Source organism: Flavobacterium sp. (assembly GCF_049590715.1).
In the GTDB taxonomy this organism is placed as follows: domain Bacteria; phylum Bacteroidota; class Bacteroidia; order Flavobacteriales; family Flavobacteriaceae; genus Flavobacterium.
This window is the reverse complement of the sequence record NZ_JBAWDL010000245.1, coordinates 1-11,458: the sequence shown is the minus strand read 5'-3', so window position 1 is coordinate 11,458 and position 11,458 is coordinate 1. Positions and strand designations below refer to the sequence as shown.

The window sequence follows — 11,458 nt, the reverse complement described above, 5'->3', positions numbered from 1 at the left end:
GCTAATAAGTTCTTTTATTCTGTCACAAGGATACTGCTTTTCTTCATCAGAAATTCCAAGCTTCGGCAAGTTTGTTATAGCAGATTTTTTTTTGAAACATGAATTAGCCTTTATGTGTATTTTATTTGTCCAATTGCAAATAGAATCTTGTCTTGATTGAAGCAAATCGTATTCTTCTTTAGTAAACAACGAAGGATTATGTTGATATTTAATACAATTAATTTGTAAGTTCGATATAGAAAGTAATTCTTCATAATCATAGTTAATCCAATTTTCAACAAACCTTAATTCTTGTTGATTAAAATTTTTTTGATTTTCTTCAACTATGGTTAATACTCCAATAAAACCTATCGAAATCCAAATATATTCAAGCCTAATCCATATTATTTCCTTTATTTTAAAATATTTCACAAATAAATAATGGAACAATAGCCACAATATTAGAACGCTCAATATTACGTACCAATTATTGCTTATTAAATTTCGAGTAAATTCAAACATAAATCTTTTTAATTATAAATTTCATTTAATATTCATTTCTAAAATAAGGCATAACGTTCTCGCGCCTTGCGCCGTTTGCGACTTACGAAGACGAGTATTTTCGGCTGAACGAAAATACGATAAAAAACGGTAATTCCACTAAATTCGCAAATTGCTTGAGACGTGTGTTAGCAGATGGTTTTATTTCCATTTCCAATTTAATTCTACATTGTTTTTTAAGTTGTATTTTTCAGAAATTCTATTTAATTCTATTTTAAAGTTTTCAATGTTATCAATTTTCATTTTAGGAATTATAATACTTCCTCCAGTTTTTAATTTTAAAAAATAATAATCTTTGATTTCATTTGTTTCTTCAAATGCGGAATAATAAATCTTTGTTTCGCCACTTAAATCATTCGTTTCTATATAATCTTCTTCAAAAATTAAGGTTGCAGTTTCGTTGAATCGATTCTTATAAGTTTCTTTGATAAAATTTCTGTAATGTCTTTTGTAGTGATTTCTTTGGTATAGCGGATAAAATATTAATGATATTACACCAAAACCCAAAAAATAATAAAGAAGGAATCTATTCTCATTATTTAAAAAAAGTATACTTAATGCAAAAAATGAAAAAGTAACCATTATCCAACTCTTTCTTCTTTGTTTATTAATTCTTTCAGTTTTAGATGCTGTAAAAAGTTGATGCTCTAAAAAATCATTTTCATTTAATGCGTATTGTATTTTCATTTTTCTTCATTTTTTTCTGAGTATTTTTCCGGTTCTGTGCGAAACTATCTGCTAACGTTTTGGCGCTTGGCGAAGAAGCGGATTTCGAAGCACGATACTGTCTGCCAGCACTGAACTTGATACGAAGAACAAAGCTGCATTTAAGCACTGAACCCGCTTTTTTGCCAAACGCCTGTTACCACCAGTTTTTATATTTCTGCTATAAGTTTTTCCACTATTTCTTTCGTCATTATTTTAGTGTTTTGTTTGAATTGGTCAACATACAACCAAGTAAATTTCTTTGTCGATTTCCATACATTTTTTATTGGTTGGTCTTTATTACTTGTAGTCAATTTTCCTTCTTTTATTGTCGAGCCATTTTCTGTTATCTTATAACTAACAACTAAGTCTTGTTCTTGTGGAAAAATTGCTTCTAAGTCGCTAACAGTGTATGCAATAATAAGTATAACCGAATTGCCTTTGTGCGTGTAGACGAAACTGTTTGGAATTTTCTCAATTTTCATTTCTAGTTTACGTCCTTGAAGTTTTTCTTTAACTTTCAATGTGTCCGAATAACGCAAGAAATTTTCTTGGAATGATTGTCCAACAATAGTTGGATTTACTTCACATTTTATTGTGTTATTCCACTGCCAGTATAAAATTGCTGGGATAAATTGTGATTTTACTTTTGTCGATGTTATGGATGCACTTGTATTTTCAAGGCCAGTCAGGTCGAAAATTATATTTTCATTGGTTGAGATTAATTGTTTGTCTTGAAACTTAGGCTCTACAAAACCAGTAAATTTCTTCGTCCCTATGCAACTTGTCAAAAGGGTAATTGTCAAAATTGATAAAATTGTTTGTTTCATTCTGTGTTGTCTTTTAAAATTGGTGGTAACTTGTATATACTCACTACAAACTAGCGAGAATCTACCTAAAATTGGATGGATTGTCGCTACTAAGTAGCGCTTTATCTATTTTCAAATATATAAAATTATTCTGATGCATTTTATAAAAGAGTTTGTCTCGAAAACGAATCAATTCCTATGATAGCTCTTGTATGACGAACGAATCTTCCTATATATAAGTACAAAAATGCAAAATCTTTCACTTTAGCCCCGATAGAGGCGGTATCCTTGTGGCGGCGGGCGTTAAGCCGCCACAAGATATAGCCGAAAGCGGGAAATCAACTTCCTGAAACCACCAAATGTGTTGCTCCTAAAAAATAAATTTGGCATATTTAAAAGTATATCGTAATATTGCAATATAAATATATAACGATGGGAACGACCAAGACCGAACATTTTACGGACCAACAAAATGAATTAGCGACTTTGACCAAAGCAATTGGACATCCCGCACGAATTGCAATTATCCAACATTTGATTAAAGTGAATAGCTGCATTTGTGGGGATATTGTAAATGAATTGCCGTTGTCGCAACCTACGGTTTCGCAACATTTAAAAGAGTTGAAAAACGCTGGGCTTATCAAAGGAAGTTTAGAGGGAAATACGATTTGTTACTGTTTGGATGAACAAGGTTTTTCGAAAATCAAAGACTTTTTTCAAATCGTGAATAACTATTTAGATGACAAGAATAAACAATGTTGCTAAATTAGGAAGTCGAAAGTTAAAATATCGGAAAGTCCAAAGGATTTATAACGATTACTAAAAATCATAAAAAAGAAATAAAATGAAATTATCTGAAATCAAACAAAAGTTAGCTACTGCTGAAAACGTAACTTTTAAATTACCAAACGGCGAATTCGTACCAGAACATTTTCATGTTACTGAAGTAGGCTTAATTACCAAGAATTTTATCGATTGTGGTGGAACAGTTCGCAAAGAAACGGTAGTAAATTTCCAATTATGGAATGCCAATGACTTTGAGCACCGACTCAAACCTCAAAAGTTAACTAACATCATCCAATTATCAGAGAAAATTTTGGGAATCGAAGATCACGAAATTGAAGTGGAATACCAATCAGAGACTATTGGTAAGTACGATCTAGATTTTGATGGAACGAACTTCTTACTTCTAAACAAAAAAACGGCTTGTTTAGCCGAAGATGCCTGTGGGATTCCTACAGAAAAGCAAAAAATCAAAATAGGTGATCAAAACGATCAACCATGTTGCTCACCTGACGGAAACTGTTGCTAAAAATTCAATATCAAACAAAAACATACCATGACAACAACAACTAAAACAGCTTTACATTCGACTATCGAAAACCTAATTAGCAATTTGAATTTTGACTCAATATCTGAGGAACGCAAAATCGTTTTACAACCACTGGTGGACTACATTCAAACCAAAGCAAATAACAAACAGGAAATTAGACTCAACTTAATTTGTACACACAATTCTAGAAGAAGTCATTTATCCCAAATATGGGCTCAAACGGCTGCTTCACATTTTAATGTTAAAAATGTATTTTGTTATTCTGGCGGAACTGAGGCTACAGCGATGTTTCCTATGGTTGGTCAAACATTGACCAATCAGGGATTCCAAATCAAAACACTTTCAGAAGGCAACAATCCTATTTATAGTGTTAAATACACTGAAAACGAACATCCTATTATTTGTTTTTCGAAGACTTTTGATGACAGTTTTAATCCGCAAGCCGAATTTGCAGCGATTATGACTTGTTCCAATGCTGATGTAGGTTGCCCATTTATCGCTGGTGCTGAAAAAAGGATTCCAATTACGTATGAAGATCCAAAAGCATTTGACAACACACCACAACAAGCTGAGAAATACGAAGAAAGAAGTGTGCAAATCGCTACGGAAATGTTTTATGTGTTTTCGAAAATAACACTCTAAAATTTTTAAACATATAAGTCCTATAAGATTTATTGAAATGCTTTATGAAAGTAAAAAAGAAGAACATTTGAGTTTTTGAAACATTCAGAAATTATGGATCATTAAGTCCTCAAACAATCACCATTTAAGTCATATCCGTTTTTAAAATTCTTTTTCAAACTTGTATGACTTAAATTTTAAAATATAAAATATGTCCGCTAACAATTGTGCTCCAGTAGCAAATAGAAAAAAACTAGGTTTCCTTGATAATTACTTAACACTTTGGATTTTTATCGCCATGATTATTGGGGTTTCCATTGGTTATTTTGTGCCATCAAGCGGTAATTTTATCAATTCCTTTTCATCAGGAACAACCAATATCCCTTTAGCTATTGGCCTAATATTGATGATGTATCCGCCACTAGCCAAAGTGAAATACGAACAAATGGGTGAAGTATTTAAAAACACCAAAATACTTGGCGCTTCTTTATTGTTGAATTGGATTATTGGTCCAGTCTTAATGTTTGTATTGGCTTTATTATTCTTGAATAACTATCCTGAATACATGATTGGCGTGATCTTAATTGGATTAGCACGTTGCATTGCTATGGTTGTTGTATGGAATGATTTAGCCGAAGGAAATAGAGAATATGCTGCGGGACTTATTGCACTTAACAGTATTTTTCAAGTGCTGCTTTATAGCGTTTATGCCTATCTATTTATCACTGTACTTCCTCCCTATTTTGGGTATAATGGATTTGAAGTAAATATCAGTATTGGTCAAATTGCTGAAAGTGTGGGGATTTATTTAGGGATTCCTTTTGCGCTTGGTATCATTAGCCGCTATGCCTTAATCGCTTTCAAAGGAGAAGATTGGTTCCAAAATAAATTTGTTCCTTTCATCTCCCCAATTACGTTAATCGCCTTACTTTTTACGATTGTAATCATGTTTAGTTTAAAAGGCGAATTAATTGTTGAAATCCCAATGGACGTGGTTCGAATTGCCATTCCATTAGTAATTTATTTTAGTCTCATGTTTGTTATCAGCTTTTTTACAGGAAAATATTTTGGCGCTGATTATTCCAAAGCTACCGCTATAGCATTTACAGCTACTGGAAATAATTTTGAATTAGCTATCGCAGTTTCTATTGGAGTATTTGGTATCAACAGCGGACAAGCTTTTGCTGGCGTTATTGGCCCACTCGTTGAAGTACCCGCACTAATTGCTTTAGTAAACCTAGCTTTTTGGTTTCAAAAAAAGTATTTTCAAAAAACCCATATCTAAGCAGTATAAAAAACTAAGTATATCAAAAGACACCTAAAGTAACTTCTAGGTGTTTTTTTATTTATAAAATTCAAATAAATAACAACCAAAAATACCAACAACCCCATAAAAAACAAAGACAACAAAGAAACAAACTCCTATTTTAAAGATAAATTGAATAAAAAAATACATAAAACTCATTTTACCCCATCATTTTTAAATAATTTACAATAAATATAAAAAAATAACAAAACCGACAGTTTAATTAAGTATAACTACGTATATTTGCTACGTAATACTTAATAATGATATTATGATTAAAATAATAGTAGTCGGAAACGGCATGGTTGGTTTCAAATTTTGTGAAAAATTCATTTCGAAATCTGGGCAAGAAAAATATCAAATTACCGTATTTGGTGAAGAACCAAGACGTGCTTATGACCGTGTTCACCTTAGTGAATACTTTGCAGGAAAAACAGCTGATGATTTATCTATGTCAACTGCAAACTGGTACGAAGAAAATAATATCATACTGAATACATCAGAATTAGTTACAGATATACACAAAGAATCTAAAACAATTACCACACATCTAGAGAAAACACATTCTTACGATTACTTGGTATTAGCAACAGGATCATCTGCTTTTGTTCCACCAATTGAAGGTGTTGACAAAGAAGGAGTTTTTGTTTACAGAACCATCGAAGATCTAGATGCTATTATGAGCTATGCTCAAAAAATAAGACAAAACGGCGCTACCGAAGCAGCCGTTTTAGGAGGAGGCCTTTTAGGACTGGAAGCTGCAAAAGCGGTTCGTGACTTAGGTTTAAACCCTCATGTTGTTGAATTTGCACCTCGATTGATGCCAAGACAATTGGACAAAGGAGCAAGTGATATGCTACAATCTAAAATTGAAGCATTGAACATAGGCATACACCTTAATAAATCAACTCAATATATTGCTGGAGAACACGCCATTACTGGAATGATGTTCGAAGGAAATGATTTACTTAAAGTAGACATGTTAGTGATTTCTGCGGGAATCAAACCTCGTGATGAACTAGGAAGAGCTTGCGGATTAGAAGTGGGCGTAAGAGGCGGAATCGTTGTTAACAACAAAATGCAAACCTCAGATCCTTCTATTTTTGCTATTGGCGAAGTCGCTCTTTACAACCACATGATTTATGGATTAGTTGCTCCAGGGTATGAAATGGCCGATGTTGCTGCTGAACAAATCATGGAGGGTGACAAAACGATGAGAGAAGTGATCGACATGTCAACGCAATTAAAATTAATTGGTGTAGAAGTTGCTAGTTTTGGAGACCCATTCATCGAAAACGACGAAGTTACCGCTATTGTTTTTGAAAATAAATTCAACGGAACTTACAAAAGAATCAATGTTACCAAAGACGGAAAGACATTACTAGGAGGAATCTTAGTAGGAGATTCCAGTGATTACAATGGTTTGTTCCAAATATACAGCAACGCGATGGCGTTACCTCCAAATCCTGAAGACTTGATTCTAGGTTCAAGAGGAGGCGAAGCATCTACGCTAGGAAGCGCAATGGACTTACCAGACACAGCCGTTATTTGTTCCTGTGAAAACGTAACCAAAGGAAGTATTTGCTGTTCAATTACGGATGGAACTTGTGAATCATTATCTGATGTGGTAAAATTAACCAAAGCAACTTCAGGTTGTGGTGGATGTAAACCAATGGTGGTAGACTTGGTAAAAGCAGCTCAAAAATCAATTGGTAAAGAAGTAAAAGAAAGCGTTTGTGAGCACTTTCATTACACAAGACAAGAATTATTTGATATTGTAAAAATCAACAAATACACAAATTTTTACGAAGTAATCGATCATCACGGAAACGGAGACGGTTGTGAAGTTTGCAAACCTGTAATCGCCTCAATTTTCTCAAGTATCTACAATGACACAGCAAATAAACACGTAACGACTCAAGATACTAACGATAGATACTTAGCAAACATTCAACGTAACGGAACGTATTCAGTTGTTCCTAGGATTGCAGGTGGTGAGATCACTCCAGAGAAACTAGTAGTTATTGGTGAAGTAGCTAAACAATTTGGATTATATACTAAAATTACTGGTGCACAACGTCTAGATTTATTTGGCGCAACATTAAACGATTTGCCAGCCATTTGGAAAATACTAATCGATAATGGTTTTGAAAGTGGTCACGCTTATGGAAAATCATTAAGAGCTGTAAAAAGTTGTGTTGGTAATGCTTGGTGTCGTTATGGTATGGATGACAGTACTACTTTTGCAATCGAATTAGAAAACCGTTACAAAGGAATTCGTTCTCCGCACAAATTAAAAGGGGGTGTTTCTGCTTGTATTAGAGAATGTGCTGAGGCAAGAGGAAAAGATTTTGGAGTTATTGCTGTTGAAGGGGGTTGGAATTTATATATCTGTGGAAACGGTGGAGCCAATCCAAAACATGCAGTTCTTTTAGCAGAACAAATAGACAAAGAAACCGTTTTTAAATACATGGATCGTTTCTTAATGTACTATGTACGCACCGCAGGACCATTGGTTCGTACTTCTACTTGGTTAGAAAAACTCGATGGTGGCTTGGACTACTTGAAAGAAGTAATTATCCATGATCGTATTGGAATTTGCGAAACTTTGGAAGATGAAATGCAATCACTTATTGGTACTTACGAATGTGAATGGAAACAAGTACTAGAAAAACCAAGATTGATGAAGCGTTTTAGCCACTTTGTGAACTCAGATGACAAAGATGACAACATCGAATATGTGCCAATAAGAGATCAACACATGCCAAAATCTTGGAATTTTTAATTACTAAATAAAGTTATAAACTAAGCTAATTTCCCAAAGCTAAAAAATAAAGAACATGGAAAACGTATTAGAAAAATATAAAACGGTTGCTCTAGAAGATGTAAAAGTTTGGTTTAAAGCTGGAACTCTTAAAGATTTCCCCAGCAACAGAGGGGGTTGTGTGAAATACAAAGACAAACAAATTGCTGTTTTTAACTTTGAAAGAAGAAACGAATGGTACGCCTGTCAAAATGCTTGTCCTCACAAAATGGAAATGGTGCTGTCAAGAGGAATGACTGGTTCAGCTGATAACGTTCCTAAAATAGCCTGTCCAATGCACAAAAAAACATTTTCGCTAGTGGATGGTAGCAACTTAAATGGCGAAGAATATTCCATTGCAACTTATCCCGTAAAAATTGTGGAAGGTGAAGTATTGATTGGGTTTATAGATTAAATATGTATCTTTGAAGTATCAAAAAAATACTCCAAATGACTACAACACCTTTTCAAAAAGCCAGCCAATGGATTGATGCCGAAAATGCTCAAGACCCAAACATAGAAATACACGAATCCATAAGCTTTCCTAAAGAACTATTATACTCTAATAGAATGTGGGAAAAGCTTATGGATTTTTTTCCTTCTGCCTCAGAAGAAATACAAATTGCCGCCAAAGCCCAACACATTTGCCGTTGGAAAATTGCCCGTGAATCCTACCCAATGGATCGTGTAGGCTATTTAAAATGGAGAGAAGATCTAAAGAAATTTCACGCCAAAACTACTGCTCAAATTTTAGAAAAAGCAGGTTATGATATTGATTTTATTGCTCGAGTTTCTTTCTTAATCGAAAAAAAATTACTTAAAAAAGACGCTGAAACACAACTACTAGAAGACGTTATTTGCTTGGTGTTTTTAGAATATTACTTAGCTCCTTTTGTTGAAAAACACGATGAAGAAAAACTAAAAAATATCATCCTAAAAACTTGGAATAAAATGTCTGAAAACGGACATCAAGCCGCTTTAAAAATACACTATACTCCTGAAAATCTTCAGTTGATAAAAGACGCACTTGGGCTATAATCGGATTTCATTATGAAGAGCAATACCACTGCAACTGTAAATCTTTCATTCAAAAACCTTAGGCGATTGTATCTTTTTGCCTTATTAACTATTGCTGTTACAGTACTTTTGAGTCAGTTATTAATTCAATACAACCTTCACAGTCAGCTGAGTGATTCTCGAATTATCAATTTTTCAGGAAAACAACGATTCCTTAGTCAAAAGTTAACCAAAGAAATTTTAATCTTAAATTATGTTACTCCTCCCGAAAAAAACGAGACCGAAATTGAAAAAATAAGTACCATTATTAAACTTTGGACATTCAATCAAAATGCATTAGAAACAGGGAATGACAGCCTTGGTTTTCCCAAAGAAAAGAGCAAAATAGTCATTGATTTATTTGCGTCAATCAAACCTAATTTTAATACTATTTTACAAAATACTACCGTTTTTTTGAATAATAAAAAACGAGGTATCAACGAAGAACAAAATCAAATATTGGTCCAAAAAATCATCGAAAACTCAGCTGTTTTCCTAGATAAAATGGATGCTATAGTTGGTCAATACGACAAGGAAGCGCTCAAAAAAGTTAGACTGCAAAGCAATACAGAATATGGAATTTTACTTTTCACCATGTTAGTATTGTTACTCGAATTTCTTTTCATATTCAAACCCACTAATAAAAGAGTTGAAGTATTAATTTCGAAACTTTTGTCTTCAGAGAAAAAAGCGCTCAAATTAGCCTACAATACTGAAATCATCAGTGAACAAAAAGAAAATTCTGTAAAAGAACTTAAATCACTGAACTACGCAATGGAAAATACATTATTGTATTGCCGAGTAGCCAATGACGGAACCATTATACATATAGGCGAAAAATTTGCCAAGCTTCTGAAATATTCCAATTTTCAATCCGACAAAAAATTCTCTGAAGTACTAACACCCATAGAAAAAGAACAACTCTTTATTGACCGAATTATTACTGGAAAACAAAAAAGTGGCTGGCAAGGCGAAATCAATGTTACTAATGCTGAAAATGAAATACTTTGGCTTGATTTATCAATGGTACCAGTTACCATCAAAAAAGAAGAATCAGAATTATTAATCATCTGTTTTAACATTACCATTCGGAAAAAAGCCGAACAAGAAGTCGAAAGACTAAATGCTGAAAATATTGCTGAAAAAATAAACCAACAAAAAATAATTTCGAGCAAAATTGTCGAAAATCAAGAACACGAGCAAAACAGAATTGCTAGAGAAATTCACGACGGAATAGGCCAAATGCTAACGGGTTTAAAATTCAGTCTCGAAAGCATCAACCTCGAAGACAAAGAAAAATCAGCCCAAAAAATAGAATACCTAAAGAAACTTTCGCTAGACATTATTAAAGGGGTACGAACCGCTACTTTCAACTTGATGCCACCAGAATTAAGTGACCACGGTATAGTATCTTCCTTAGGGAAACTAACCCTAGAGTTATCTAAATTGACTGGAAAAAATATTCTTTTTTACAACAAAACTGACTTCGACCAACGACTTGATTCCTTAATCGAAATCAACCTCTATCGTCTGACTCAAGAAGCAATTAACAATGCTATAAAATACGCCGAATCGACTCATATTATTGTCCAACTTTCTCATAGTCCCACCTTGCTAAGTGTTACTATTGATGATAACGGAAAAGGGTTTGATGTCTCTAAAGTCGAAAAAAACAAAACCATCGAATCAGGAGGTATGGGATTACTATTCATGAAAGAAAGAATACAATACATCAATGGTCGTATCTTTTTTAATTCCATTCCTGGCGAAGGAACACGCATCACTTTCAACATCCCTATTTAAAATTACAAAAACAGTCTGTAAAGACTTTTACCAGTTTTAAAATACATCAATCCTTATCAAATACTATTAGATCATTTAGATGACACTGAACAAAATCCATAAGAATCTTTCAACATCTAAATAAAGCGTCGAAATCATAATATAAAGAGGCTAGTCTTCCCCTTTTTCGGACTAATTAATATTATCCATGAATTCACTCCACAGGTGTTAGAAATATCGAGTTTTTCTTTTTTAGACTAACTAATATTTATGCTTAATTTTTGTTAATCCACAGGTTTTAGGATTGATTCTTGATCCATTCCAATTTACTCTTCAAAACTGATTTGAAACAAAAAAACCACCTAACAAAAAGTTAGATGGCTTTACGATGAGCCGGCGGAGGGACTCGAACCCACGACCTGCTGATTACAAATCAGCTGCTCTAGCCAACTGAGCTACGCTGGCGTCTCATTACGGGTGCAAATATAAGCAGGATTTTGAAT

11 protein-coding genes and 1 tRNA gene are annotated in these 11,458 nt (G+C 33.6%); 8 read left to right on the top strand and 4 right to left on the bottom strand.

All coding sequences use genetic code 11. The features are described from left to right. The 3 genes from WBQ70_RS11080 to WBQ70_RS11070 all read right to left on the bottom strand — a co-directional run. Positions 1–411 (bottom strand): hypothetical protein (locus WBQ70_RS11080; protein ID WP_423914099.1); only part of this gene is annotated, 411 nt, incomplete at its 3' end. A gap of 270 nt (positions 412–681) precedes the next feature. Next, positions 682–1,227, bottom strand: coding sequence for a YcxB family protein (locus WBQ70_RS11075; RefSeq protein ID WP_423914097.1), 546 nt, complete (start codon positions 1,225–1,227; stop codon positions 682–684). Positions 1,228–1,415: 188 nt separating this feature from the next. Further along, a complete protein-coding gene (locus WBQ70_RS11070) occupies positions 1,416–2,075 on the bottom strand; it encodes a hypothetical protein (protein ID WP_423914094.1) in 660 nt (219 codons plus the stop codon). Between the two features lie 411 nt (positions 2,076–2,486). Here WBQ70_RS11070 and WBQ70_RS11065 point away from each other — a divergent pair, with 411 nt between their 5' ends. The 8 genes from WBQ70_RS11065 (at position 2,487) to WBQ70_RS11030 (ending at position 10,976) form a co-directional block, all read left to right on the top strand. After that, complete coding sequence (locus tag WBQ70_RS11065; protein ID WP_423914092.1) at positions 2,487–2,819, top strand: ArsR/SmtB family transcription factor; 333 nt, start codon at positions 2,487–2,489, stop codon at positions 2,817–2,819. 79 nt (positions 2,820–2,898) lie between these two features. Continuing rightward, on the top strand, positions 2,899–3,366 hold the full coding sequence (locus WBQ70_RS11060) for a DUF6428 family protein (protein WP_423914089.1): 468 nt from the start codon (positions 2,899–2,901) through the stop codon (positions 3,364–3,366). A gap of 27 nt (positions 3,367–3,393) precedes the next feature. After that, the gene (locus tag WBQ70_RS11055; protein ID WP_423914087.1) at positions 3,394–4,029 is read left to right on the top strand and encodes a low molecular weight phosphatase family protein; all 636 of its coding nucleotides are present in this window, start codon (positions 3,394–3,396) and stop codon (positions 4,027–4,029) included. A gap of 190 nt (positions 4,030–4,219) precedes the next feature. Continuing rightward, positions 4,220–5,293, top strand: coding sequence for an ACR3 family arsenite efflux transporter (gene arsB / locus WBQ70_RS11050; protein ID WP_423914085.1), 1,074 nt, complete (start codon positions 4,220–4,222; stop codon positions 5,291–5,293). Positions 5,294–5,585: 292 nt separating this feature from the next. Then, on the top strand, positions 5,586–8,099 hold the full coding sequence (gene nirB / locus WBQ70_RS11045) for a nitrite reductase large subunit NirB (protein ID WP_423914082.1): 2,514 nt from the start codon (positions 5,586–5,588) through the stop codon (positions 8,097–8,099). Positions 8,100–8,154: 55 nt separating this feature from the next. Then, complete coding sequence (gene nirD / locus WBQ70_RS11040) at positions 8,155–8,532, top strand: nitrite reductase small subunit NirD (RefSeq protein ID WP_423914080.1); 378 nt, start codon at positions 8,155–8,157, stop codon at positions 8,530–8,532. Positions 8,533–8,567: 35 nt separating this feature from the next. After that, complete coding sequence (locus WBQ70_RS11035; RefSeq protein ID WP_423914078.1) at positions 8,568–9,155, top strand: DUF4202 domain-containing protein; 588 nt, start codon at positions 8,568–8,570, stop codon at positions 9,153–9,155. A gap of 12 nt (positions 9,156–9,167) precedes the next feature. After that, positions 9,168–10,976, top strand: a complete 1,809-nt coding sequence (locus WBQ70_RS11030; protein ID WP_423914077.1) for an ATP-binding protein — start codon at positions 9,168–9,170, stop codon at positions 10,974–10,976. A 370-nt stretch (positions 10,977–11,346) separates the two neighbouring features. Here the strand turns inward: WBQ70_RS11030 and WBQ70_RS11025 are convergent. After that, positions 11,347–11,420 (bottom strand) — tRNA-Thr (locus WBQ70_RS11025). Positions 11,421–11,458: the final 38 nt, after the last annotated feature.